This window comes from Kitasatospora sp. MAP5-34 (assembly GCF_029894335.1).
Taxonomy (GTDB): domain Bacteria; phylum Actinomycetota; class Actinomycetes; order Streptomycetales; family Streptomycetaceae; genus Kitasatospora.
In genome coordinates, this window is sequence record NZ_JARXZC010000062.1 from 1 (window position 1) to 23,224 (window position 23,224).

The window sequence follows — 23,224 nt, forward strand, 5'->3', positions numbered from 1 at the left end:
CATTCCGAACCCGGAAGCTAAGCCTCGTAGCGCCGATGGTACTGCAGGGGGGACCCTGTGGGAGAGTAGGACGCCGCCGAACAATCATTCACAGATGACCCCTCATCCGGGAACGGATGGGGGGTCATTTGCATGTCCGGACCAATTCATTCCGGGCGATGGCCTGCGCGATGGCCTGCGGGTTCGTCCCCGCCCTGTCGGCGGAGAGCTGTGCCTGCTCATCGCGCCTGCTCATCGCGCCTGCTCAGGGCTCCTGCTCACCGCGCTGGGCGTGCCAGCGCGCCAGGAGAGCGGGCAACTCGCCGCGCAGGAACTCGAAGAAGGCCAGTGACTCGGCCATCCGGGCCCCAGCCGGGCTGTCGGCGCCGAGGACTGTCACGCCCTCGCGGAGGCTGCCCTCCCAGCGCACCAGCATCTGGTCGCGGCGCATGGCGGCCTCGTACCAGACGTCGTCGTGCACCCGGTAGCGGTCGCGCCGTGATCCGGGCTCGCGTTCGCGGCCGACCAGGTTCAGCTGTACCAGGTAGCGCACGGCTCCCGACACGGCGGCGGGGCTGATCTGCAGGTTCTCGGCCAGTTCGGCGGCGGTGAGCCGACCCGAGTCGGTGGCCAGCAGGGCGGCGAACACCCGAGCCGGCATCCGGGCGAAGCCGGTGTCGGCCAGCACGCCGGCGAAGCGTTCGACGAAGGTCAGTACCGCCGCCTCGTCCCGTTCCACGGGGCTCCTCCTGTTCGCAGAATCCATGCGATTCACTAACTTCACGAATCTATGAAACAAGTGTAGCTTCGGAGCCATGACAACCGCCATCTCGGTGTCCGGTCTGGTGAAGACCTTCGGTCGGACCCGCGCGCTCGACGGCCTCGAACTCACCGTCGCCCAGGGGGAGGTGCACGGCTTCCTCGGACCGAACGGCGCCGGGAAGTCCACCACCATCCGCGTCCTGCTCGGCCTGCTCCGCGCCGACTCCGGGTCCGCCCGGTTGCTCGACGGGGACCCGTGGCACGACGCCGTCGCCCTGCACCGACGACTCGCCTATGTCCCGGGCGACGTCACGCTCTGGCGCAACCTCTCCGGCGGCGAGGCGATCGACCTGCTCGGCAGGCTGCGCGGCGGCCTCGACAGCGCCCGCCGAGCCGCGCTGCTGGAACGCTTCGAGCTGGACCCGACCAAGAAGGGCCGCGCCTACTCCAAGGGCAACCGGCAGAAGGTCGCACTGGTCGCCGCGCTCGCCTCCGACGTCGAGCTGCTCGTCCTGGACGAGCCGACCTCCGGCCTGGACCCGCTGATGGAGGAGGTCTTCCGCGAGTGCGTCGCGGAGGAGCGCGAGCGCGGCCGTACCGTTCTGCTCTCCAGTCACATCCTGTCCGAGGTCGAGGCGCTCTGCGACCGCGTCAGCATCATCCGGGCCGGCCGCACGGTGGAGACCGGCACCCTGAACGAGTTGCGTCACCTCACCCGCACCGCAGTCGACGCCGAACTCGCGGCGGCGCCGGACGGGTTGTCGGGTCTCGCCGGTGTCCACGACCTCGTCGTCGAAGGCAGCCGGGTGCGCTGCCAGGTCGACACCGACCACTTGGACGCGCTGTTGCGCGAGCTCACCCGGATCGGCGTCCGCAGCCTCACCAGCCGCCCGCCGACGCTGGAGGAGCTGTTCCTGCGCCACTACCAGGCCGACACTCCGGCTGCCGAGGTGGCCCGATGAACGCTTTCACGGGTACCGGCACGCTGCTCCGGCTCGCCCTGCGCCGCGACCGGATCATGCTGCCGGCCTGGGTGTACCTGCTCACCGCCTCGGTGGCCTCCACCGCGTTCTCCTTCAAGAAGCTTTACAGCACCGGTACTTCGCGCGAGCAGCTGGCTGCGAGCCTGGCGGGCAACAGCTCGCTGCGTGCGCTGTACGGTCCGCTGAACGACGCCGCCTCCATCGGCGGCATCACCGCCTGGCGGATGGGCGTCTTCGGCGCCGCGCTGGCCGGGTTGATGAGCATCCTGCTGGTGGTCCGGCACACCCGGGCCGAGGAGGAGGACGGGCGCCTGGAGCTGGTCCGCGCCGGAGCGGTCGGCCACCGGGCCCCGCTGACCGCCGCCCTGGCCACGGCCGCCCTCGCGAATCTGCTGCTCGCGGTGCTGGTCAGCACCGTGCTGGTCGTCCTCGGACAGGCCGCTGCCGGATCGCTGGCGTTCGGTCTCTCGCTGGCGGTCTGTGGGCTGGTCTTCGCGGGGGGCGCGGCCGTGACCGCGCAGTTGGCCGAGACCGGCCGGGCGGCCAACGGGTCGGCCTGTGCGGTTCTCGGCCTGGCGTACGTGCTGCGCGCGGCCGGGGACTCGTCCAGCGCGCGCGACCCCGGCGCGGTCAGCCGATTCTCGCCGATCGGCTGGAGCGAGCAGGTCGAGCCGTTCGCCGCCGACCGGTGGTGGGTGCTGGTGCTCGCGTCGGCCTTCGCCGTCCTGCTGGCCGGTGTGGCCTACGCCCTGGTCGCCAGAAGGGACTTGGGCGCGGGGCTGATCCCGTCCCGGCCGGGCCGGACCGTCGGTGCCCCCTCGCTGCGTACGCCGCTCGCGCTCGCCTGGCGGCTGCAGCGCGGCACGCTCTACGGCTGGAGCGCCGGCTTCGCGGTGGGTGGCGCGGTCTTCGGCGGTGTCGCCAAGGGCGTGCTGGACCTGGTGCGGGGCAACAGTGGGGTGGCCGACATCCTACGTCGGATGGGAGGCCAACAGGCAGTCCTGGACGCCTACTTGTCCACTGTCATGGGCCTGCTCGGGATGATCGCCGCCGGCTACGCGGTGCAGTGTGTGCTGCGGCTGCGCGGCGAGGAGACGGGCGGCCGGGTCGAACCCGTGCTGGCCACTGCGGTGTCCCGGCTCCGGTGGGCGGGCGGGCATTTGCTCTTCCCGCTGCTCGGCAGCGGGGTGATCCTCGCGGTGGGCGGGCTCACGGCGGGCCTGGCGGAGGGCGCGGCCATGGGCGACCTCATGGGTTCGGTGGGGAGGTTGCTCGGCGGAGCCCTGGTGCAACTGCCCGCCGTGTGGCTGGCGGCGGCTGCGGCCACCGCCCTGTTCGGCCTTGCGCCCAGGTGGAGTTCGGCGGCCTGGGGCGTGCTGTCGGTCTTCCTGCTCATCGCCTGGCTTGGTCCCGTACTGCAGTTCGGTCGCCGGGTGCTGGACTTCTCCCCGTTCACCCACATCCCGCGCCTGCCCGGCGGCGTCTTCACGGTGCAGCCCCTGCTGTGGCTGACCCTGCTCGCCGTCGGCCTCACCGCAGCGGGCCTGGCCGGGCTACGCCGGCGCGACCTGGGCTGATCACGGCCATGGGCCGGCCGCGATCTGGATCGGCCGCGTGTTCGGGACAGGCTGCGTGTTCGGGACAGGCCGCGGGGTCGGCCGGTCGCCCGCCGGGTGCCGGTCGGTCTACCGTGGAAGCAATGAGCCGGGAATCCCAGGTCAGCGGCTGGTGGTGGCAGTGTGATCGGCAGGGTCCACCTCGAGTCGCAGTGGCGCCGTGAGGCGCTGCGCACCAACCTGTGGCTGGTGCCCTCGCTGGAGGTGGTCGCCGCCGCCGGGCTCTTCCTCGGCACCTGGTCGCTGGACCGCGCCGCGTACCGGGGTGATCTGGTACTGCCGTCGTGGGTGATCAGCGGTACGGCGGACGCCGCCCGGCAGATCCTCGCGTCGATCGCGGCGGCGCTGATCACGGTCGTCGGCGTGGTCTTCTCGATCATGATCGTGACCCTGACGCTGGCCTCCACCCAGTTCGGACCACGGATGTTGCGCACCTTCATCCGCGACCGCACCACGCAGCTGACCCTGGGGACCTTCGTCGGCACCTTCGTGTACGCGATCCTCGCCCTGGTCTCCATCGGTCCGGGATCGCACGGCGACTTCGTGCCGCACCTGTCCATCACGGTCTGCATGGCGCTGGTGCTGGTCGACCTGGCGGTACTGATCCACTTCATCCACCACATCGCCACCTCGATCCAGCTGCCGCAGGTGATCGCGACCATCGCCGCCGAGCTGTCCGAGGCGATCGAGGCCGGCGCGGGGGAGCCGGAGTGGGCGGGCGGGGTGGAGCGCGGGCCGCCTGCGGACGAGCTGCAGGCCCGGCTGGACGCGGCGGGCGGTACCGTCCCGGCACCGGCCAGCGGCTACCTGCAGTTCGTCCGGCACCGGACGTTGGTACGGATCGCCACCGAACTCGGCGCCGTCGTACGCCTGGACCACCGCCCGGGCCACTTCCTGGTCCAGGGCCACCAGTTGGCGACCGTCTGGCCCGCCGAGGCGGCGCCCGCAGTGGCCAGCAGCCTCGCCCGGGCGCACATCACCGGCTCCTCGCGGACGCTCACCCAGGACATCGCCTTCGCGGTCGACCAGTTGGTCGAGATCGCGATCCGCGCGCTGTCCTCGGCGGTGAACGACACTTTCACCGCCCTGACCTGCGTCGACTGGCTGGGGGAGGGGCTGTGCCGGATCGCCGCCAGCTGGCATCCCAACCCGGTGCACCGCGACGAGGACGGTTACATCCGGGTGCTCACGGTGCCGGTGGGCTACGAGCGGCTGGTCCAGCGCGCGTTCGAGAAGATCCGGCAGGCGGCCCACGGCATGCCGGCCATCCTGATCCGGCAACTCGACGCCCTCGCCGAGATCATGACGGCGACCACCGCCCCCGGCCAGCGCCAGGTACTGCTCGAACAGGCCGAGATGATCGAGCGGCTCAGCGTCGAGTCGGTCTCCGAACCGGCCGACCGCAGTGACGTCCACCGCCGCTACCTCGCACTGCTGGCGCTGCACGAGCGCCTCGGCGGCGGCTGACGCCTCGTACCGGTCCACCGATGGCGGGTGCAGACTGGAGGCACGGGGTCGTTCCCGGGGTGCCCGGGCCCGTGAAGGTTTCGTGCGGGCTTCGTGCGGAGGGAACGCGATGGGTGTCACCATGCTGCTGCCCGTGGCCCTGTTCGGCCTGCTCGGAGGGGCGGTCGCGTACCTGGCGGGCGCGGCGGGCCTGCGGGAGAGCCGGCGGCTGCGGAGCTTGGGCGTGCCGGTGCAGGCGCTGGTCAGGTACCGGGCGCCCGACCCGGGGGACCGTACGGCCGCCGCCCGGCCGCTGCTGCAGTTCGTCACCGCCAACGGCCGGGTGATGGAGGTGTTCTCACCCGTCCCGTCCACCCGCGCGCACACGCTCGTCGACGGTCGGCGGATCCCGTTGCGGTACGACCCGGCGGACCCACGGCAGGTGCAGGTCCCCGGGCGCGAGCGGCTGGGGCTGGAGTACGCCTTTCTCGCCCTCGGTGTGGCAGCCGCACTGGTGGCACTGGTGGTGGCCGTGCTGGCGCTCCGACCCGGTGGGTGAGCCGGTCAGGCGTCGTACGAGCGCGTCGCCGGGCCGGACCGGACGGCCCTCAGGGGCAGTGGCGCGCCGCTGCGGGCGGTGAGTTCAAGGCTCTCCAGCAGTTCCGACGGTGACACCGTGATCACCTCGCAGACCGCGTTGGCCCGGCAGTAGCGCGCCGTCGACCCGTGCAGGAAGCGTTGGAGCCGGCGGTGACCGCCGCTGCCGAGCACCAGCACGTCGCCCGGACGGTCGGCGGCCGCCGTCAGGGCCGGGCCCGCGTCGCCGCGTACCACCGTCGGCCGGACCCGGATACCCTCCGGGAAGCCGCCGAAAGCCTGCTCGAACGCGGTGTCCAGGCGTCTGTGCGCGGCGTACTCCAGCTCGGAGAACGGGCGCAGGGCACTGCCGTCCGACGGTGTCCAGGCGGTCAGCGGTACGAGCAGCGCGCTGCGCGCCCGAGCCTCCTCCTCCGCGCGGTACAGCGCCGCGAGGCTGCTCAGCGACCCGTTGATCCCGACGATCACTCGCACGCTCTCGACCATGGCAGTTCGGTTCCTTCCGGGAGCAGGACGGTCCGGTCCGGGCCGACCGGCCGGCCGATCGTCCGGACGGCCGCGCTCGCGTCCGGTCGGTTCGGGTGCGTCGCGGATTCCATTAGAGACGGCGCTGTGACGGTTGCGGGCGTCCCATACGCGGGGACTACGCCCCGGCCGGTATTTTTGGCGGACCCTTGATGACGGCGGACCCGTGCTGTCGGCGCACCCGCCAGGGCGGCGGACGCCGGGCGGCCGGTCAGCCGAGGCCGGGGACGAACTCGATCAGCAGGTCGATCGCCTTGATGCCGAGGAAGGGCAGGATCAGCCCGCCGAGACCGTAGAGCCGCAGGTTGCGGCGCAGCAGGACGGTCGCCGAGGACGGGCGGTAGCGCACTCCGCGCAGGGCCAGCGGGATGAGGAACACGATGATCAGGGCGTTGAAGATGATCGCCGAGGTGATCGCGGAGGTGGGGCTGTGCAGGCTCATGATGTTGAGGTGCGCCAGCCCCGGGTAGGAGGACGCGAACATCGCCGGGATGATCGCGAAGAACTTCGCCACGTCGTTGGTGATCGAGAACGTGGTCAACGCGCCCCGGGTGATCAGCAGTTGCTTGCCGACCCGGATGATCTCGATCAGCTTCGTCGGGTTGGAGTCCAGGTCCACCATGTTCCCGGCCTCCTTGGCCGCCGGTGTGCCGGTGTTCATCGCCACGCCCACGTCGGCCTGGGCGAGGGCCGGGGCGTCGTTGGTGCCGTCACCCGTCATCGCCACCATGTTCCCGGCCGCCTGCTCCTGCTTCAGGTAGGCCAGCTTGTCCTCCGGCGTGGCCTCCGCCAGGAAGTCGTCCACCCCGGCCTCCGCCGCGATGGCCCGTGCGGTGAGCGGGTTGTCGCCGGTGACCATGACGGTCCGGATGCCCATCCGGCGGAGCTCGGCGAAGCGCTCGGCGATGCCCTCCTTGACCACGTCCTTGAGTTGCACGACGCCGAGTGCCCGGGTCCCGTGCCTGTCACGAACGGCGACCAGCAGTGGCGTGCCGCCCTTGGCGGCGATCCGGTCGACCGTCGCCTCGGCCTCGACGGGCAGCCGGCCGCCGCTGCGCTCGACCCACTGGGCGACCGCGCTCGCGGCGCCCTTGCGCACCTGGCAGACCCGGCCGTCGGGCAGGCTCAGATCCACTCCGCTCATCCGGCTCTGCGCGGTGAACGGGACGAACTCCTTTACGCTCAGCTCGCCTTCGGCCCTCGGTGGGATCCAGTACTGACGATCCGTCAGCTCCACGATCGAGCGCCCTTCCGGGGTCTCGTCCGCCGCTGACGCCAGCTGGGCGGCCTCGGCGAGCTGCTCGATCCGTACGCCGGGGAACTCGTACAGGGCCACGGCCTGCCGGTTGCCGTAGGTGATGGTGCCGGTCTTGTCGAGCAGCAGCACGTCCACGTCGCCCGCCGCCTCCACCGCCCGGCCGGACATCGCGACCACGTTGCGCTGGACGAGGCGGTCCATGCCCGCGATGCCGATGGCGGAGAGCAGCGCGCCGATCGTGGTGGGGCTCAGCGCGACCAGCAGGGCGACCAGCACGATGGTGGTCTGCCGGGCGTGCGCGTAGACGGCCATCGGCTGCAGTGACGCCACCGCGAGCACGAACACGATGGTCAGCGTGGCGAGCAGGATGTTGAGGGCGATCTCGTTCGGGGTCTTCTGCCGGTTCGCGCCCTCGACCAGGGCGACCATCCGGTCGATGAAGCTCTGTCCGGGGCGGGAGGTGATCCGCACCACCAGCCAGTCGGACAGCACCTTCGTGCCGCCGGTCACCGAGGTCCGGTCGCCGCCGGGTTCGCGGATCACCGGCGCGGACTCGCCGGTGATCGCCGACTCGTCCACGGCGGCGATGCCCTCGACCACCTCGCCGTCGCCGGGGATCACCTCGCCGGCGGTGACCAGCACGATGTCGTGCATCAGCAGCGCTTCGGCGGGCACGTCCTCGTACCCGCTGTCCGAGATCCCGACCCGCCAGTGCAGCAGGCGGCGGGCCGTGGTGCCCGACTTGGCCCGGCGCAGCGAGGCGGCCTGTGCCTTGCCGCGCCGTTCCGCGACCGCCTCGGCCAGGTTGGCGAAGATCACTGTGAGCCAGAGCCAGAAGCTGATCGTCCAGGCGAACACGCTCGGGTTGAAGAGGGCGGTCAGCGTGGTGAGGGCGGAGCCGACCTCCACCACCAGCATCACCGGGTGCTTCAGCATGGTGCGTGGGTGCAGTTTGCGGAGGGCCTCGGGGAGCGCCTCGCGCACGTGCTGAGGATCGATCAGGGGGATGGCCTGGGTTCGGGCCGAACGCCGCATCAGCTTCTGGACCTTCCGGAGCGGGCTGTGCGGATCGCAGCACGGAGATCCCGGCACAGAGAGCCCAGCGGGGGGATCGGATCAGGGAGTTCGCAGGTACGGAGATCGCGGCACAGGGGACGTCGGTCAGCGAATCATCGGGCGCGGGGCGTGCGAGGTCGCTTTGACGTGTTCTTGGCGACCTGTGGTGGGTCCTTGACACCGCCCTGATGCCCTTGCCGCCCTTGACGCCCTTGCTGACCCGGAAACGGGTCGCCCGCATGCCGTTGGCCGCCGTGGGGCGGGCAGTACCTTTTCCGATGAGTGGGTTTCAGCGGCTCCTGAACCCCAGGACAGGACGGCTCCCGACCCTTACTGCGGTCGGGAGCCGTCCTGCTGTGCTTCTGCCGGTCAGGGGCTGACGTTGAGGGCGGTGTCGTCGAGGACGAAGTCGGTGGTGCCGCCGTGGGCGTCGGTCTCGGCGCCGGTGAACTTGAGGGTGACGGTCTGTCCGGCGTAGGCGGCGAGGCTCGCGGTGTGCTGGGTGTAGCCGGAGTTGTGGTTGAGGTTGGAGTAACCGGCCAGGGTGGCCAGGACGGTGCCGTTGCTGTTGAGCACCTGGACCTTGAAGGTGTCGGAGGCGGCGGTGCTGGTGTTCTCCGTGGTGTCGATGTGCAGCCAGTACGAGAGGCCGGCGGCGGTGCAGTTGGCGGGCAGGGTCACGGTCTGGGCGACGGTGTCGGTGTCCGGCTTGCCGGCGCCGTTCAGCCAGGCGGTCCAACTGCCGGAGTGGGCGGGCTCGTCGGCGGTGTCGTTGTTGACGGGCGCGGAGCCGACGCCCGAGGTCTGGACCCAGGGCGCGGCGTTGGTGCCGTTCTCGAAGCCGGGGTCGCCCAGGAGTTGGGCCGAGGTGCAACCACCGCCGCCGGAACCGGTGACGGTGAGGGTGTACGTGGTGGTGTGGCTGCCCGAGGCCGCGCTACCGGTGATCGTGATCGGGTAACTGCCCGCCGGGGTCGAGGCCGAGGTGCTGATGGTCACGGTGGCGCTGCCACCCGCCGTCACCGACGCCGGACCGAACGAGACGGACGCGCCCGACGGCACCCCGGAGGCGCTGAGCGCCACCGACTGGGCCGAACCGGACGTGACCGTGGTGGAGACGGTGCTGCTCACCGAACCACCGGCTGCCACCGAGCCGTTGGACGGGCCGGCGGATAGTGCGAAGTCGTTGCTGCTGGTGCCGCCGCTGGACGGGCTCCAGTAGTCACCGGCCATCACGAGGTAGACCAGGGTCTTGATGGTCTCGCCGAAGTACCCGTCGCCGAACGGGTTGGTCCCCAGCTGGTTCCAGATGGCGTCCGTCCAGGCCTGGTCACCGGCGGCCATCGCGGCCGGGCCGACCGAGTCGCCCGCCTCCTCCGCCTGGTCGCTGGTGCTGTACGGCGTGCAGTTGAGGTTGGTGTGCGGGTAGACCTTCTGCGGGTCGCCGCCCGATTCGCCCTTCAGGCAGGCCGATTCCTTCCTGGCGGTGTTGTACGAAGTCGCGGCGGTGGAGCTGCCGTTGACCAGTGCGTCGGTGCCCAGGTGCCAGGGGACCCGGATGGAGTTGTAGCCGACTATGTTGTCCGGCTGGTTCTCCTGGTAGTTGGCGGGGGCGGGTTGGGGGCTGGTGGTGCCGGCGCCCACGACGAAGTCGGAGAGCAGGCCGCCGGTGGGGGAGTACGAGGCGGTGAACTCGTTGATCACCGCCTCGGTGCGGGTGACCACCTTGTTCCAGTCGTGTGCGGTGTCGTACGCGGCGAAGGCCCGCAGGTGGTCGAGCATGTGGTCGGACGGCCGGGTGTCGGTGTTCGGGCCGTCGTCCTCGCACTTCAGGTGGCCGTCGGGGGCCACGTTGTGGGCGTAGAAGTCGGCGAGCCAGGTCTTGGCGTCGGTGGAGTAGCCGCCCCACTGCTTGTCGGCGAGGATCAGGCCGTAGCCGATGTCGAGGTCGCCGTCGGTCGCGCCGTCGGGAGTGCCGCCGCTGTAGTACTTGCAGGACTTCCCGTCCAACTGCCACTGCATCATGCCGTACTGGTCCTCGTGGTCCTTGACCAGCTGCCAGAGGCCGTTGAACTCGCTCTGCGCGTTCGCGTCGTAACCGGCCATCAGCGGAACGATGTTCATGCCGTAGCCCTGGCCCTCGGAAACCGGACCGTTGTTGGTCGCGTCCGCGTCGCCCTTGGTGGAGACGTAGTACTCGTTCGAAGCGCAGCCGTGGACCAGGTAGTTGGACTTCCACGAGTCGTACTGCTTCTCGACTGCCGCGTCCCGGCTGGACTGTGAGGCCGACGGCATGATGCCGACCTGGTAGGTCACGTGGGTCGGGAAGGGATGGGCGGTGGTCGCGGCCTGCGACGGGGTCGCGGTCATGACCGCGAGCGACAGTGAGATCAGGGCGCCCGTTACCACGGGGGCCAGCCTTCTCTGCCAACTGTTGCGCACTCGGACTCCTTCGGGGGCACGGAGGAGGGCGCGTGCGCCGGGACGGGGTCCGGGTGGGGAGCACGCGATCTCCCATGTACGGAACGGAGAGTGATGGCGGATCAGTAGTTAGGAAAGCTTCCTTACTTATTGCTGTCAAGGGTTCGCGCGGCGCCAGGCCCACTGGCGGCCGCTCGCCTGCTTGGTCAACGACCTCGAGTCAGACCCGCCGCGAAGCGCGAACCGTGCGGGCGCGTGCCGTACGAGTCCGCTACCGCGTGAGCCTGAGTCGTACGACTCTGGGCCACGCGAAGAGGTTCAGGCCGAGGTGGCTGCGGCCAGTGCGGCCGAGACGGTGGCCAGCACGCTCGCCGCCGACTCCTCGGTGAGGAAGAAGTGGCCGCCGGGGTAGGTGTGGACCGAGGTGCCGGCGCTGGTGGTGCCGGCCCAGTGTCGGAGGCCCTCGGGGGTGACGATGTCCTGCAGCCCGCCGAGCACGGTCAGCGGGCAGTCCAGCAGCGGGCCGGCCGGCCGGCGGAAGGTGTCACAGAGAGCGAAGTCGGCCCGTAGCGTCGGCAGGATGAGGGAGAGCAGCTCGGGGTTGGCGAGCACCTCCTCGGGCGTTCCGCCCATCGACCGTAGGTCCGCGACGAGTTCCTGGTCGGACCAGCCCGGCCGGCCGGCCTTCGGGTGCGGGATGCCCGGACCGGCGCAGCCGCTCACCAGCAGCCGTTCGGGTGCGCGGTCGCCGTGCTGGGCCGCCGCCACGGCGACGCCGTACGCGAGCAGGGCGCCCATGCTGTGCCCGAACAGCGCGTACGGGCAGTCGAGATACCGGCGCAGCGCCGCGTGCAGCTGCTGCACGGCGCGCTCGTAGTCGGTCAGGCAGGGCTCGCCGATTCGCGTCTCGCGCCCCGGCAGCTGTACCGCCAGTACCTCGATGTCCTCGGGCAGCTCGGAAGCCCAGTCCCGGTACATCCGTGGGCCGCCACCGGCGGGGTGGAAGCAGAGCAGCCGGAGCCTGGCCGCAGGGCGAGGCACGGGTATGCGCACCCAGGCATCGGTACGGGGGCGGGTTGCGATGGCTACGGTGTACGGCTGCATGGCAGGTGGCTTTCCGGGGTCTGGTCGGCGGACGCGACAGAGAGCAGGGTGCGCAGGGCAGGGGTACCCAGGGCAGGGGTGGTACTCAGGGCTGGACAGGGAGAAGCCCCCGGATCATCCGGGGAGGAGTCACGGCCGTCATCCTAGGAGACGGCTCCTGATCTGCCGGGCCTCGTCCTTGCGGTACTTCCGGAACTTCCGGTTCCTCGCCGGGATCTCCCACGCCGTCCGGCGGACCAGGGCGTCGTACGCGACCCGTGTCGGGTGGCCGCACCCGTCGGCCACGGCGGTGCCCGGACCACCGTCCGCACCAGGTTGGTCAGCTCGGCCGGCCCGGCCGGGTAGGTCTCGGGCGGGGGAGTCAGCCCGCCACCGGGCCGTCGATCCAGTTGCGGTCGATCGGGAGAGTGACCCCGCCGTAGGTCTCCTGGACGTTGCCCTGGTTCTGGTGGATGCGCTGGTGGTTGACCCAGAGATCCTCGTCGAGCCCACCGCTGCCACCGGTGTCGGCGCGGTCGTCCCAGCGGGCGTACCAGATGGCGTCGGGGAGCGGGGAGCGGCGGGCCCGGGCGGCGGCGTGGAGGTCGGCGATGCCGGAGTCCAGGCTGGAGTAGAAACCGGAGCGGTAGCCGAGCCGGTGCAGTTCCTCCGTCCAGCCGATGGTGAAGTCCACCACGGCCTGGCTGCAGGACGGTTGGCTCTGCTGGTAGGCCTCGACGTCCAGGTAGACCGGGCTGCCCTCGTCGAGGCCGAGCGCCTTGAGCGCGGTCACCGCCTGGGCGGCCTCCGCCCGGCCCTGGTCGGCGGCGTGGGCGGGATCGATGTGCCCGGGCTTGCTCGCCGAGTCGCCGCAGGGCGCCTGCGACCCGACGTGCGTGGGGATCAGCCGCCAGCCCATCGCGCGGACCTGGCGCACCCAGTCGGCCGTCAGCCGGGACTGGTCGCAGGCCCGTTGGTTGCCGCTGGTGTAGACGCCGACCGCGCCGTACGGGGAGTTCCCCCGCCAGGCCCGCATGGTCTCCAGGGACGGGGCCGAGCAGGCGTCGAAGCCCGGGCCGCTGTACGTCGTGCCGTCGCGCCGGGCGTCGGCGCGGAGTCCGCCCGGAGCGGAGGCGGCGGCTGGAACCGAGGCTGAGGCGGTGTCGGGAACGAGTAGCAGGACGAGGCAGGCGGCGGTGAGCGCGGTGGCGCGGAGATGACGCACGGTCGAGAATCTGCCGGATCGTCGCCGTCACGGAAGGGGCCACGCCGGGGAGCCGCCGATTCCACCCGCCCGGTCCACTCTTTCGATGACGCGGAGGCTGCCATGCCGAGGCCGCCGTGCTGGAGCTCTCCGACCGCAGCAGCTCTCCGACCGGGCCCGTCCGACCGACCCCGGTCGGACGGGCCCAGAGGTGCTTCGCGGGGTCGGCGGGCCCGGGGGAACCCGTCAACCCCGCGAGGCGGCAGCCAACTTTGCACAGTCGGGGCTGCCTGCTGTCCCGGACGGAGGGCGGTTCCGGGGAGGACCGCCACCCGTCCGGAGTCGGGGTGAGCACTGCGTCTCACCTCCTTCAGCGTCAACGCCCCGGGTTGTGTCACACCTTCGGGGAAGTTTCGGGAAGTTTTTTTTCGGGGCCCCCGGAGGGCGGTGCGCACGCGGGAGAGGCGGTCATGATTTCGGCGTATTTAACTACTCGTTGGTTCTCTTGACCATCACCTGTCACCTGGCTACGCTCGCGGCGATCCGGAACCGACCGGGTCCCCCCACCTGAAGTACGGCGCCATCGCGCCCGACCGCCCCTCTGCCCGCAGCACCCTGCGGGCTACCGGTCGCGCGCAGAGCAAGCCCCATCGACAACCCTCATCGAAGGGCACTACCTTGCTGCGTTCCATCAGGCTCGCCCCCACGAAGCACCTCTCCGCCCGCGTCTCCGCCCGCGCAGGCCTGGCCGTCGCCTCGGCGGCCGCGCTGGCCGCCACCGGACTGCTCGCCGCGGCCCCGGCCGGGGCCCAGGCGTCGGCTGCGGCGGGTCACGCGCTCCGTACCCACTCGGCCTCGGCGATGACCCCCGCCGCGTCCGGCAACAACCTCGCCTACGGCGGCGGAAACATCGTCAGCAGCCCGAAGATCTACGTCGTCTACTGGGGTAACCAGTGGGGCACGGGCTCCACCGTCACCAACGACCCCTCGCACGAGGCGTCGCTCCAGCTCTCCTTCTTCCAGCACGCCTACGGCAGCGGCGACAGCTGGTCGAACTCGCAGACCCAGTACTGCCAGGGTGTCTCGGTCGGCACCACCCAGTGCAACGGAGCGGGCACGGCCGTCGGCCATCCGTCCGCTAACCCGGTGGCCGGTACCTGGCTCGACAGCTCCGTCAAGGCCCCGGCCAAGCCCGGTCAGTCGGCCATCGCCGCCGAGGCGGTCAAGGCCGCCAAGCACTTCGGGGTCTCCGGCGACAACGTCCAGATCATCGTCGACGCCGCGCACGGCGTCGTTCCGTCGGGTTTCGGGACCCAGTACTGCGCCTGGCACGACCACACCAGCACCGGTACCGGCGCGGACCTCCCGTACACCAACATGCCGTACGTCTCCGACGCGGGCTCCGGCTGCGGTGCCAACTTCGTGGCCACCGGCAGCAGCGGTGTGGCCGGCGGCACCGAGGGCGTGACCATCGTCGGCGGCCACGAGTATGCCGAGACCCTCACCGACCCGGCGCCCAGCAGCGGGTGGACGGACTCGACCGGCTCCGAGACCGGCGACAAGTGCGCCTGGGTCTCCAGCGGCCAGGGCGCCTCCTCGATCATCAGCATGAACGGTGCCAACTTCGCGGTCCAGTCGCTCTGGAGCAACAACTTCGGCGGCGGCGCCGGAGGCTGCGTCAGCTCCTACACCAGCGCGACCAACCAGCGCTGACGGACCGTCAGGGTGGCGTGCCGTGCCCGCACGGCGCGCCATCCGCCGACCAGGGAAAGGACGCGAGCGTGCGACGCGCCCACAAGGTCCTGCCGGTGCTGTTCCTCCTGCTCGCGGCGGGATGCTCGGGCGCGGCCCGGACCACCGTCGCGCCCCCCGCGTGCCGGCAACCGCCCGAAGCGGTGCTGCCGCGAACGGCGGGCACCCTCACCGAGGCGGACTCCGGCACCTTCTGCCTGCCCGTCGGCGGCCAGATCGCCGTCTTCCTCGCGCCACCGGCCGGAGTTGCGGGTGGCACCTCCGGCGCCGCCGTCGGTGCCGACCGCTGGAGCGGCGTCGTCAGCTCGGCTCCGCAGGTGCTCACGGCCACCAGTACGGGTGTTCTCACCGCACCGCTGGGAGTCACCCCGGGCATCTTCCGAGGCACGGCCGCCGGCGAAGCCAGGTTGGCCAGCAGCACGGCGACCGGCAGGAGTTGGCAGGTCACCATCGTCATCGCCTGACGGATCGCCGGTTACTGCGATCACCGGTTGCTCCGCTCCGGGGCTTTCCCCAGTGCCGAGTGATCCAAGTCCGTGCCCGGCACCGACGGTTTACGGCACCATGGTCACCATGACTCGTACGCCCGTTCCAAAGAAGTCGGATGTGCCGCTCCGGCTCGGTCGGCTCACCGCGACCGAACAGCGCATCTGGCGGGCTTTCCCGCGTGGGGAGCCGGTGGATCTGCGGACCGGTGACGCGAGCCTTGACGCTCCGGCCAACTCCGGCCGCTGGGGCGCGGACCGGGTCGTGCGGGGCGAGGTGATAGCCGCGCTGCTGCTCGGCGTGCGCCCGGCCGCGCCCGGTGCCGTCGGGGCGGTCCGGATCGTCGGGGCCAGGATCACCGGTGAACTCTCCGTCGGCCACGGGCAGGTCGCCGCGCCGCTGCTCCTACGCGGGTGCTGCTTCGACGGCGCGGTGAACCTGGACGAGGCGGTCACCGGCTCGATAGACCTGAGTGGCTCACGGCTGACCACGCTCTCCGCGTACGGCGCGCACGTGCGCGGCACCCTGAGCCTGCACGGCACAGTGGTGAACGGGACTTCCGAGCTCGCGGTGCGCGCCGACGGGATCACGGTGGACGGCAGCCTCGACGCCGACGAGGTCGCCGTAACCGGTTCGTTCAGCCTGATCAACGCCGTGATCGGCGGGCAGGTGACGTTCAACTCGGCGAAGCTGACCAACAGTTCACCCGACGGTAAGTCACTCACGGCGGGCGGCATGCGGGTCGGCCGCAGCCTGCTGGCCCGGGAGCTGACGGCGGTGGGCGAGGTGCGGCTGCCGGGGGCGCACATCGGCAGTGCCCTGCTGCTCGACGGAGCTACGCTCACCGGCGGCCAGGACGGCTCCGCGTTCCAGGGCGAAGGCCTCACGGTGGCCAGCAGCGCGTACTTCCGCACCTCCGTACGCACCTCCGTCCGTGCTTCTGTCCACAAGGACAGGCCGACGGAGTCCGCCAGCACGAACGAGCCGGCGGAACCGGTCCGCTTCACGGCAACCGGCACGGTGCGTCTGGTCGGGGCCAGGATCGGCGGTGGCCTGTACTTCGGTGGCGCAAAGCTGACGCGCGTCACCTCGCCGAGCGGCGGCGACGGTACGGCGACCAAAGAGCGGCCCGTGCTCGCCGCGAGCCGGATGGTGGTGGACGGCAGCCTCTACTTCGACGAGAAGTTCAGCACCGACGGAGAGCTCCGGCTGACCGGCACCAGGATCACCGGACACCTCGATCTCCGCGACATGGACAGCCCGGACGCGCTACTGACGCTCTACGCCGCGACCGCCGTGGGCGGAGTCCGCGACGACCTCGACTCCTGGCCGCGACGGCTGAACCTCGACGGCTTCACGTACGACTCGTTCAGCCACTACCTCGACGCCCGGCAGCGGATCGGGCTGCTCACCCGCCAGGTCAAGCGCGGCGCCCCGCGCGAAACCGGCGGCTTCCGGGCCCAGCCCTACGAGCAACTCGCCTCCTACTACCGAGGGCTCGGCAACGACGGCGAGGCCAGGACGGTGCTGCTCGCCAAGCAGCGTGCCCAACGCCGCCAACTCCCGTGGTGGCAGCGGGTTCCCAGCCATCTGCTCGACCTGCTCGTCGGCTACGGCTACCGTCCGCTGCGTGCCATCGCCTGGGCAGTCGGGTTGCTGGCCGCCGCGAGTGTGTACTTCGCCCAGGTGAAGCCGCAGCACGTGAGCACCGAGGACCACTCGGTCTTCAATCCGGTGCTGTTCGCCGCCGACCACCTCGTCCCGGTGATCCACTTCGGCCAGCCCGAGGTCTGGCAGTACCACGGCGCCGCCGCCGTGGTCACGGTCGTGCTGACGGTGCTCGGTTGGACCCTGGGCATCGCCATCGCAGCCGCCGCCACCCGTACCCTCACCCGCAGTTGAGAGACCCCTGGGCTGGGGCCCGGCCCGGCCCCGGACACCCAGGGAGGCAGACCTGTGCCTGGAGACCGGCCGCCGCCTGTCCTACGAGCGAGCCGAGTACCTCTTCAACGGCATCTGGTGCTCCGACCGGGATGGTTCACCGGGTTGCCGACACGCCCGACCGGTGGGTCTCCGGGTGGATGGTCTTGAGGTCCTCGCCGGGTGGGGCGGGGCCTCGGCTGAGGTCCTCAGTGGTGGAAGAGCCTGAGTCCGGTGCGGGTGAGGGCGATCTGATGCTCGCGGCAGGCGTCCTCGACTTCGGTGGACCGGATGGATCCGCCCGGTTCGGCGATGTAGGCGACGCCGTGCCGGTGGGCGTGGTCGACGTTGTCGCGGAATGGCAACGCGCCGTCCGAGACGAATGCCACCTCTGCCAGGCCCGTGAGCCACTGCGCGCGCTGCTCGTCCGTCAGCTCGGGTGCGGGTGCGGACAGGGCTGTCGACAGGCGGGTGCTCTCGTCCGGGGTGAGGTCGCCCTCGATGAAGCGGATCTGCCAGTTGATCCGGTCCTGGCGCCGGGTGTCCGGTTGGAAGGCGAGTGCACGGACAGCCGGGTGGCGTCGCAGCCACCAGGTATCCGTCTTCGCGCCGGCCAAGCGGGTGCAGTCCACGCGGGACTGCTGGCCGGCACCGATCCCCAGGGTCGCCCCACCACGCAGGTAGCACACGGAGTTGGACTGCGTGTAGCGCAGGACCGCCAGGCCCAGCAGGAGATCCTCGGCTGCCGTGGTCGGCAGCGTGCCGCATACGACGTTGTCCAGCAGAGCGGTGGACAGCGTTACCTCGTCGCGCCGCTGGGACAACCGCAGGCCGAACACCTCCCGTGTCTCGTACTGCGGGGGTGTGAACGCCTGGTCCGCTTCCATGACCAGGAAGCGGCCGTTCTTCTTCTTGCTGAGCGTCGCGACGGTGCCGGGAGCGTAACCGGGGGCGATGACGCCGTCGCAGACCACGCGGGACAGCAGCTCGGCGAGCTCGGTGTCGACCGGGTGCGACACGGCGGCGAAGTCGCCGTAGGAGGACTTCGGATCGGCGTCGCGGGCACGCAGGTATGCGCTGGTGAGCGCGCCGACACTGTCGCGGTCGATGCCGTAGAGCTCGGCGGTGACGTCATCGACGGTGCCGGCCACGGCCGCACCGGCGGGCGAGACGTGCTTGAAGGAGGCAGCGGCCGGCCGGTTCAGGGCCCGGCTCGCCTCCAGCACCAGCTGCCAACTGTTGAGTGCGTCCAGCATGTTGATGTAGGACGGGCTGCCGTGCAACAACCGGACCGGCCATCGGCCGAGCTGCACCGGCGCGGTAGTCGCCGTCGCCTGCTGCGGGTTGATCCCATAGCGCAGATCCACGTCATAGCCTCCTGTGTCAGCGGGAACATCACTGACGCAGGCGCCCAGGCGGTCGACGCTCACGCGGGAAAACGGCCGCTCCCCGGTGGTTCTCCACCTTCGCCAGTTGCGGCCGGAGACGATGCTACCCGCAGGAGCGCGTACATGGTCTCGCCGGTCATGCCGCCAGCGCCAGCGGGCGTCCGCCCCATCGTCCTGATCGTCGGTCATATCTCTGTTTCCCCCGGGGAAACACCGTCCCTGGAGCCGTCCCCGGAGCCAGTGGTGTGACCGGGGCGGGACCGGGGAGTCAGCGGAGCCCGATTCCGCCGAGTCCGCGTGGCGGCGCTCGGCCCCGGAGCCTCGGGGCTTGAAGTTGCCGTTGCGGCAGCTTCTATCGTCCTGTTCAGGGCCGGAGGGACCGGCCCGGTGAAGTACCTGTGAGGGAGCCGACGATGGCCTGGCCGATCGCGGAGGTCGCCCGGATGTCGGGCGTGACGGCTCGGACGCTGCGGCATTACGACGAGATCGGCCTGCTGTCCCCGGCCCGGATCGGTTTCAACGGCCACCGCTACTACGAGGAGCGGCAGCTGTTGCGACTGCAGCAGATTCTCGTGCTGCGGGCGCTGGGCCTGGGGCTGTCCGAGATCGGACGGGTCCTGGCCGCGCAGGTCGACGAGCTGGAGGCCCTACGGGGACACCACCGTCAGCTGCTCGCCGAGCGTGACCGGCTGGACGGCCTGGCCCGCACCGTCTCCCGCACGATCACCGAACTGGAGCAGTCCAGGAAGGACGGTAGACCCATGACCGATATCAACCGGCCGGAGAACCTGTTCGAGGGCATCCGGCCCGCCCAGTACGAGGAGAGCCTGCGCGACTTCCCGGTGCTGGCCGAGGAGGCCAGGCGGCGTGTCTCGGGGATGAGCGAGGCCGAGATCGAGGCCGGGCAGCGCGAGCGCACCGCACAGATGATCCGGCTGGCCGAGTTCCTGGCCTCCGGCACACCCGCTGACGCCGACCCGGTCCAGGCCGAGATCGACGCACAGTACCGGGCAGTGTCCGAGTTCCGGGCGGTCACCGCTGACGAGTACCGCACGATCGGGCGCTCGTGCGTGGAGAACGAGCAGTGGCGGGCCGCGTACGAGGCGATCACGCCGGGCCTGTCCGAGTACCAGCGGGACGCCATCGAGGCGTACGCCGCGACGCGGCTGAGCTGAACTGAGCCGGGCAAGCGCCTCCGGCACGGGAACGGCCTGCGGCGGAGGTGCTTGCCGGGCCGGGGCCATCCGCCGGCGGGGCGGCGGTGGGGCTTGTGAACGGTGCTGGACGAGAGTGCTCGTAGCCAGATCCGCATGTGATCAACGACGATGGCCCGGACCGTTGTGTGCAGTCCGGGCCATCGGTCGGCGGAGGATACGAGATTCGAACCCATGAGCCGGTGGGAGTGTCCTCGTGGGAGTGTCACCGCGCCCCCGACACGCCCCTCCGAGCGGGTGGCCGAGTGTGTGCGCCCGGTTGGGGTGGCGGTGGCTACTGATGGAGCAGGGCGAGGGTGTTGGTGGCGTCGTCCACGAAGTAGACGGCGCGGGCTCCGGGGTCGACGGCGAGGCCGAAGAGAGCGCCGGCGCCGGTGGGTGGGGTGCCGGAGGTGTCGAGGGTGCGGACCTCGACCTGGTCGCCGGGTGGGGTGGTTTCGACGAGGTTGCCGTCGCCGGCGTTGACGGTGAGGATGTTGCCGTTCGGGGCGACGGCCAGGCCGAGGGGGCTGTTCAGGGCGCCGCCGCAGGTGACGACGTCTCCGGTGCCGGCCGAGGAGTGGCGGGACAGCGCGTCGGGGATCGCCGTGATGCGGTTGCCGACGGTGTCGGCGACGTACAGCGTCCCCTCGCGGGAGAGGCCGACGCCGGTCGGGCCGACCACCAGGGCGGCAGGGTCGGTGTGCTCACCGAAGCCCGAACCGATCTCGGTGGTGGACTCCAGGCGTGGCGGCTCGTCACCCCGCTTCTCGTCCCGGACCAGGGTGAGCCGCAGTACGGTGCCCTCGTTCACGGTCGCGCCGTTGGCGGCCACCGTCCCGTTGAGCACGTTGGTGACGAGGAGTTCGCTGCGCGGTCCCATGCTCACCGAAGTCATGTCCCAGGGCCCGTTGATGCCGTGCCCGGACAGCGTCTCGCGCACCTTCCCGTGGCTGTCGAGCACCAGCAGGCACCCGGCCTGCGCGGTGTCGGACATCCCGTCGGTGGTCGGCAGGCTGCCGACCACCACCCAGCCACCCGGGAGCACGGTGAGCGCGGTGGTCAGTCCGACCCCGCCCGGGCACGGGCCCGGCAGATGGGCCGGGTCGATCTGCGCGAACTGCCGGACGACGCCGGCCGGGCTGATCTCCACCAGGGTGGTGCCCGTCCCCTGCAGGTTCTGGGCGTTGTTGAAGTTGCTGACCAGTACGTCACCCCGGTGCAGATCGCCGACGGTCTGCGGTACCACCACCGTGCCGTAGGGGTTCTGGTCCCCGTTGGCCGGGACGGTGGACGCGATCGTCGACACCGTGTGCAACGGGCCGACGAACGTTTCGGCGGCGGCGGTGGTGGCAGCGGCTGTGGTGGACCCGAGGAACAGGGACACGGCCACCGCCAGTCCCGTTCTCACTCGTGCTCTCAACGCATCTTCTCCTCGTTACAGGACTTCGTTTCAGGACTTCACGGGCAGTTCTCATTCGAACCGCGCCGCTCGGGTCCCGCCACCAGCCGTACGCCGATCGATACGCTACGTGACCAGCTCGCCCGCCCCGGGCAGTAGTCGGCCCGGCGGACGGATCCGCCGGGCCGGTGCCCTCGACCTGCCGCCCCCCGGCGGCCGCGAGCGCTAGCGATCGGCCGCCGCCATGGTCTCGCGGACGGTGCTCATACAGGGTGCGCAGTAGCGGTCCGACGGCATGTCCTCCTCGGTGTCGGCGGGCACCGGCGCGCGCCGGCCGGCCTGGAGCAGGCGTCCGCACAGGGACTTCGACGCGTCGTCCTTCGTGATGACATGCCAGAGCAGGACCCGTCCGTCCACTGCGGCGGGGTCGTGTTCGGCCCACATGTCGTACATCGTTGCCTCCAGGATCACGCGGGGCCGGTCAGCCTCGCGCATCCATGCAACCGCCGCACCCCGGGCGTGGCCACCTGGCCGCGCCCGCCCGGGTGGTTCCCGTTCCCGGACCGATCGGTCAGCGGCCGGTATCGGGGCGGCGGCCGGTCAGGAACCGGCCGCGCTGCTGCTGCTGCGGGGCTCGCCCGGGTAGGTGCCGAAGGACCAGCGGTTGCCCTCGGGGTCGCGGGCGGCGAAGTCCCGGGAGCCGTAGTCGGTGTCGTGCGGTGCGGAGGTGATCTCGGCGCCGGCGGCGCTCGCCCGGGCGTGGAGCTCGTCGGGGTGGGCGGTGACCACGTACGCGCCGAAGCTGCCGGGGCGCAACGGCCAGGAGTCGGCGTCGGCCTCCTTCACGCTGCCCAGCATGACGCCGCCGCCTTCGGGCCAGGAGAGTTGGGCGTGGTCGACGCGTTCGCCCTCCCCGTAGACCACCGTCTCCTCGAACCCGAACGCGTCCACCAGGAACCGGATCAGCGCGCGGGCGTCCTTGGCGCGCAGGGTGGGCCAGACCTGGGGTGCGGGTGTACGGGCTGCTGCTGCCTGCTCGTCGGCCTTGGTGACCATGGTGACCGGACCTCCTCGGTAGGCGGGTGCGTGGGTAGCTGCGCGGTCCATCGACCAGTATCGTCCCGGGCGGTCCCGTCCAGCGGTCCGACGGCCGAGGGCGGCGTGCCGAGTCGCGGGATCCCCGGGCCGGGGGAAGGGAGGTTTCGGGGAACCGGAGAGCGAGGAGGCCGAGCAGATGCCTGAGATCACCACTCCCTACGCGCCCCAGCTCGGTCCGGCCGGGAGCGGGAACAGGGTGCTCAGCCGGGGTAGGCGTCGGGCTGCCTCGGCGGCGTTCCGTACGTCCCAGGGATCGCCGGTCGGTTCGGGGCAGGCCGGGAGGTCGAGTCCGGCCGCCGCCAGGGCGTCGTCGAGTCCGTCCTCCTCGCCCGTCAGCTCCTCGAACGCCTCGGCCGCGACGTAGTCCAGGGACTCCCACTCCGGCCACTCGTCGTCCGACCAGGCGGCAATCGGCCGACCGGCCAGGCGGCGCAGCTCCGGGGTCTGGGCCAGTGAGTCGGGGTCGGCCGCCGCCCGTTCGAACACCTCCCGACCGAGGCCGACGATCCAGAGCTGGAAGTACCAGAAGCTGTCGTCGGAACACCCGCCCAGTATCTGGTCGGCGGCGGCCCACATCTCCCAGGTGTCGACGGGACGTCGTAGCTCGTCCAGGCAGACCTTGAAGCTCACGATCTCCGGCAGTGGCTTCTCGACGAGCTGTCGGCGCAGCCAGTCCAGCCGCTCGGACGGGTCGTCGCTGTGCTGCCGGGAGCCTTCCACCAGTTCCCAGAGGTCATCTACATCCATGGACGGCACTCTGGCAGATGGCTAGGACAACTGCCGCCCTGGTGAAGGGGTGCGGCCACGCACGAGGGACAGTGCGAGGTGGGTGAGCAGCGCGCCGAGCAGGGAGAGCGCCGCCGGCGCGAAGCCGAGGGTGTGGAAGGGGGAGGTGAGTCGCTCGGCGAGCAGGACGCACCGAGCTTCCTCGGAAACCTCACGGCCGGCACCGGTCCACCCGTCAGGACTGGGTGAAGGCGTGTTTGGCGAGTTGGCGGGCGCCGTCGTGGTTGCGGTGGCGCAGTGCGCCGGGGAGCAGGGTGAGGGCGTGCAGG

At 71.0% G+C, this 23,224-nt stretch carries 19 protein-coding genes, 1 rRNA gene and 1 riboswitch; of the genes, 9 read left to right on the top strand and 11 right to left on the bottom strand.

Going from position 1 to position 23,224, the window contains the following annotated elements; translation table 11 throughout:
- Positions 1-82, top strand: a 5S ribosomal RNA gene (gene rrf / locus P3T29_RS31025); the annotation flags it as partial.
- Between the two features lie 162 nt (positions 83-244).
- Here rrf and P3T29_RS31030 read toward each other — a convergent pair.
- A complete protein-coding gene (locus P3T29_RS31030) occupies positions 245-745 on the bottom strand; it encodes a MarR family transcriptional regulator (RefSeq protein ID WP_280720011.1) in 501 nt (166 codons plus the stop codon).
- A gap of 49 nt (positions 746-794) precedes the next feature.
- On the opposite strand from P3T29_RS31030, the gene P3T29_RS31035 reads away from it, so the two are divergent.
- The 4 genes from P3T29_RS31035 to P3T29_RS31050 all read left to right on the top strand — a co-directional run bounded on the left by P3T29_RS31035 (position 795) and on the right by P3T29_RS31050 (position 5,345).
- Positions 795-1,703 carry an ABC transporter ATP-binding protein gene (locus P3T29_RS31035; RefSeq protein ID WP_280720012.1) on the top strand — a complete coding sequence of 303 codons (909 nt, stop codon included), beginning with the start codon at positions 795-797 and terminating at the stop codon, positions 1,701-1,703.
- On the top strand, positions 1,700-3,301 hold the full coding sequence (locus P3T29_RS31040) for an ABC transporter permease (protein WP_280720013.1): 1,602 nt from the start codon (positions 1,700-1,702) through the stop codon (positions 3,299-3,301). Before P3T29_RS31035 ends, P3T29_RS31040 begins: the two co-directional genes overlap by 4 nt.
- Before the next feature lie 162 nt (positions 3,302-3,463).
- Positions 3,464-4,807 (top strand): DUF2254 domain-containing protein, encoded by a 1,344-nt coding sequence (locus tag P3T29_RS31045; RefSeq protein ID WP_280720014.1) that lies wholly within the window; start codon positions 3,464-3,466, stop codon positions 4,805-4,807.
- Between the two features lie 109 nt (positions 4,808-4,916).
- Entirely contained in the window at positions 4,917-5,345 is a 429-nt protein-coding gene (locus tag P3T29_RS31050) for a DUF3592 domain-containing protein (protein WP_280720015.1), read from the top strand.
- Between the two features lie 5 nt (positions 5,346-5,350).
- On the opposite strand, the gene P3T29_RS31055 is transcribed toward P3T29_RS31050, so the two are convergent.
- From P3T29_RS31055 to P3T29_RS31075, 5 genes are all read right to left on the bottom strand, one after another.
- Positions 5,351-5,869, bottom strand: coding sequence for a universal stress protein (locus P3T29_RS31055; protein ID WP_280720016.1), 519 nt, complete (start codon positions 5,867-5,869; stop codon positions 5,351-5,353).
- Positions 5,870-6,119: 250 nt separating this feature from the next.
- Entirely contained in the window at positions 6,120-8,201 is a 2,082-nt protein-coding gene (gene kdpB / locus P3T29_RS31060; protein WP_280720017.1) for a potassium-transporting ATPase subunit KdpB, read from the bottom strand.
- Positions 8,202-8,591: 390 nt separating this feature from the next.
- Positions 8,592-10,592 carry a glycosyl hydrolase family 8 gene (locus P3T29_RS31065; protein ID WP_280720018.1) on the bottom strand — a complete coding sequence of 667 codons (2,001 nt, stop codon included), beginning with the start codon at positions 10,590-10,592 and terminating at the stop codon, positions 8,592-8,594.
- 369 nt (positions 10,593-10,961) lie between these two features.
- A complete protein-coding gene (locus P3T29_RS31070) occupies positions 10,962-11,696 on the bottom strand; it encodes an alpha/beta fold hydrolase (RefSeq protein ID WP_280720019.1) in 735 nt (244 codons plus the stop codon).
- 412 nt (positions 11,697-12,108) lie between these two features.
- Complete coding sequence (locus tag P3T29_RS31075; protein WP_280720020.1) at positions 12,109-12,951, bottom strand: DUF1906 domain-containing protein; 843 nt, start codon at positions 12,949-12,951, stop codon at positions 12,109-12,111.
- A gap of 657 nt (positions 12,952-13,608) precedes the next feature.
- On the opposite strand from P3T29_RS31075, the gene P3T29_RS31080 reads away from it, so the two are divergent.
- The 3 genes from P3T29_RS31080 to P3T29_RS31090 all read left to right on the top strand — a co-directional run bounded on the left by P3T29_RS31080 (position 13,609) and on the right by P3T29_RS31090 (position 17,070).
- Positions 13,609-14,643, top strand: a complete 1,035-nt coding sequence (locus P3T29_RS31080) for a hypothetical protein (RefSeq protein ID WP_280720021.1) — start codon at positions 13,609-13,611, stop codon at positions 14,641-14,643.
- Between the two features lie 68 nt (positions 14,644-14,711).
- Entirely contained in the window at positions 14,712-15,146 is a 435-nt protein-coding gene (locus tag P3T29_RS31085) for a hypothetical protein (protein WP_280720022.1), read from the top strand.
- Positions 15,147-15,255: 109 nt separating this feature from the next.
- Entirely contained in the window at positions 15,256-17,070 is a 1,815-nt protein-coding gene (locus tag P3T29_RS31090) for a hypothetical protein (RefSeq protein ID WP_280720023.1), read from the top strand.
- Between the two features lie 227 nt (positions 17,071-17,297).
- Here the strand turns inward: P3T29_RS31090 and P3T29_RS31095 are convergent, their stop codons facing one another.
- On the bottom strand, positions 17,298-18,455 hold the full coding sequence (locus tag P3T29_RS31095; protein ID WP_280720024.1) for a phosphoribosylaminoimidazolecarboxamide formyltransferase: 1,158 nt from the start codon (positions 18,453-18,455) through the stop codon (positions 17,298-17,300).
- A gap of 35 nt (positions 18,456-18,490) precedes the next feature.
- Positions 18,491-18,575, bottom strand: a riboswitch (ZMP/ZTP riboswitch).
- 314 nt (positions 18,576-18,889) lie between these two features.
- On the opposite strand from P3T29_RS31095, the gene P3T29_RS31100 reads away from it, so the two are divergent.
- On the top strand, positions 18,890-19,651 hold the full coding sequence (locus P3T29_RS31100) for a MerR family transcriptional regulator (protein ID WP_280720025.1): 762 nt from the start codon (positions 18,890-18,892) through the stop codon (positions 19,649-19,651).
- A gap of 313 nt (positions 19,652-19,964) precedes the next feature.
- On the opposite strand, the gene P3T29_RS31105 is transcribed toward P3T29_RS31100, so the two are convergent.
- From P3T29_RS31105 to P3T29_RS31120, 4 genes are all read right to left on the bottom strand, one after another.
- Complete coding sequence (locus P3T29_RS31105) at positions 19,965-21,062, bottom strand: hypothetical protein (protein WP_280720026.1); 1,098 nt, start codon at positions 21,060-21,062, stop codon at positions 19,965-19,967.
- A gap of 234 nt (positions 21,063-21,296) precedes the next feature.
- Complete coding sequence (locus P3T29_RS31110; protein WP_280720027.1) at positions 21,297-21,566, bottom strand: hypothetical protein; 270 nt, start codon at positions 21,564-21,566, stop codon at positions 21,297-21,299.
- 105 nt (positions 21,567-21,671) lie between these two features.
- Complete coding sequence (locus P3T29_RS31115) at positions 21,672-22,127, bottom strand: VOC family protein (protein WP_280720029.1); 456 nt, start codon at positions 22,125-22,127, stop codon at positions 21,672-21,674.
- 198 nt (positions 22,128-22,325) lie between these two features.
- Positions 22,326-22,916, bottom strand: a complete 591-nt coding sequence (locus P3T29_RS31120; RefSeq protein ID WP_280720028.1) for a DUF4240 domain-containing protein — start codon at positions 22,914-22,916, stop codon at positions 22,326-22,328.
- Positions 22,917-23,224: the final 308 nt, after the last annotated feature.

What these genes read in the sequence shown, in the direction of transcription:
- P3T29_RS31030 (WP_280720011.1), bottom strand. Translation starts at nt 745, where the DNA reads ATGGATTCTGCGAACAGGAGGAGCCCCGTGGAACGGGACGAGGCGGCG.
- P3T29_RS31035 (WP_280720012.1), top strand. Translation starts at nt 795, where the DNA reads ATGACAACCGCCATCTCGGTGTCCGGTCTGGTGAAGACCTTCGGTCGG.
- P3T29_RS31040 (WP_280720013.1), top strand. Translation starts at nt 1,700, where the DNA reads ATGAACGCTTTCACGGGTACCGGCACGCTGCTCCGGCTCGCCCTGCGC.
- P3T29_RS31050 (WP_280720015.1), top strand. Translation starts at nt 4,917, where the DNA reads ATGGGTGTCACCATGCTGCTGCCCGTGGCCCTGTTCGGCCTGCTCGGA.
- P3T29_RS31055 (WP_280720016.1), bottom strand. Translation starts at nt 5,869, where the DNA reads ATGGTCGAGAGCGTGCGAGTGATCGTCGGGATCAACGGGTCGCTGAGC.
- kdpB (WP_280720017.1), bottom strand. Translation starts at nt 8,201, where the DNA reads ATGCGGCGTTCGGCCCGAACCCAGGCCATCCCCCTGATCGATCCTCAG.
- P3T29_RS31065 (WP_280720018.1), bottom strand. Translation starts at nt 10,592, where the DNA reads ATGACCGCGACCCCGTCGCAGGCCGCGACCACCGCCCATCCCTTCCCG.
- P3T29_RS31090 (WP_280720023.1), top strand. Translation starts at nt 15,256, where the DNA reads ATGACTCGTACGCCCGTTCCAAAGAAGTCGGATGTGCCGCTCCGGCTC.
- P3T29_RS31100 (WP_280720025.1), top strand. Translation starts at nt 18,890, where the DNA reads ATGGCCTGGCCGATCGCGGAGGTCGCCCGGATGTCGGGCGTGACGGCT.
- P3T29_RS31110 (WP_280720027.1), bottom strand. Translation starts at nt 21,566, where the DNA reads ATGCGCGAGGCTGACCGGCCCCGCGTGATCCTGGAGGCAACGATGTAC.
- P3T29_RS31115 (WP_280720029.1), bottom strand. Translation starts at nt 22,127, where the DNA reads ATGGTCACCAAGGCCGACGAGCAGGCAGCAGCAGCCCGTACACCCGCA.
- P3T29_RS31120 (WP_280720028.1), bottom strand. Translation starts at nt 22,916, where the DNA reads ATGGATGTAGATGACCTCTGGGAACTGGTGGAAGGCTCCCGGCAGCAC.